Origin of the sequence: Brachyspira sp. SAP_772, from assembly GCF_009755885.1 — a bacterium.
GTDB lineage: Bacteria > Spirochaetota > Brachyspiria > Brachyspirales > Brachyspiraceae > Brachyspira.
This window is the reverse complement of the sequence record NZ_VYIX01000017.1, coordinates 1-1,271: the sequence shown is the minus strand read 5'-3', so window position 1 is coordinate 1,271 and position 1,271 is coordinate 1. Positions and strand designations below refer to the sequence as shown.

The window sequence follows — 1,271 nt, the reverse complement described above, 5'->3', positions numbered from 1 at the left end:
GATCGGTAAACATATGTAAGGAGAAATTCAAGCACGAGAAAATAATTTACTAAAATATAATTATCAATATTTTTTTACAATATTTTTAAATATTCATAATTATTAACTTTATTTTTTTTATTTTTTAATTATAATGTTTTGCATGAAAAATATAGATTTAAACAACATAAAAAGAATAGTTTTCAAATTTGGAACTAATGTATTAAGAAATGATGAAGGATATATTTCTTTAGCTAGAATATATTCTTTTATAGAGGCTATAGCTAAATATAAAAAAATGGGCAAAGAAGTTTTAGTTGTTACATCTGGAGCTGTTGGCTTGGGAGCGAAAAAAATTAATGCAACAGATTTAAGCGAAGTATCACTAAAACAAGCATGTGCTGCAATTGGRCAATCACAGCTTATGTCTATTTATGAAGATGGATTTTCAAAGTTTGATATTGTTACAGCACAGATTCTACTTACAGAAGAAGACTTTTCAAACAGAAGAAGATATTTAAATTTGCGTTCTACTTTAGACACATTATTAAAATACAATGTAATACCTATAATMAATGAAAATGATACTGTTTCTAGTGATGAGCTTAAATTATTATATGATGTTACTCAAATAAGTTTTTCTGATAATGATAAACTATCTGCATTAGTAGCTAGTGAACTTGATGCTGATTTACTTATAATACTTTCTGATATCAATGGGCTTTATGATGATAACCCTAAAACTAACCCAAATGCTAATTTTATACATGAAGTTTTTGAGGTTACAAAAGAGATAGAAAGTTTAGGTCTTGATGCTTCTAAAGGCGGRAGAGGCGGAATGRAAACAAAATTGCAGGCTGCTAAAATTGTTACAAGGTCAGGCTGCGGTTTRATTATTGCTAATGGAAAAACTCCAAACATTTTAAATAATATATTCAATACAAAAGAAAAAACTATATTCTAYCCTGTAGAAGAAAATAATGAACTTAACACAAAAAAAAGATGGATTGCTTATGCTACAACTATTATAGGAAAACTTGTTGTAAATGCTGGTGCTAAAAAAGCTATAATAGAAAAAGAATCTAGTCTTCTTCCTATTGGWGTAACAAAGGTTGTAAACAATTTTAAGAAAGGCGACATTGTAAGCATTATAGATGAAGATGGTGAAGAGTTTGCAAGAGGCATTATTAATTATAATTCTGAGGATACAAATAAAATAATAGGCAAACATTCTGATTCTATATTAGAGATATTAGGCTACAAGAACTATGATGCTCTAATTACAAGAGATT

1 protein-coding gene is annotated in these 1,271 nt (G+C 27.7%); it reads left to right on the top strand.

Annotated elements, in window-relative coordinates:
- Nucleotides 1-142 precede the first annotated feature (142 nt).
- Nucleotides 143-1,271 (top strand): glutamate 5-kinase (proB, locus tag GQX97_RS12215; RefSeq protein ID WP_157152208.1); only part of this gene is annotated, 1,129 nt, incomplete at its 3' end.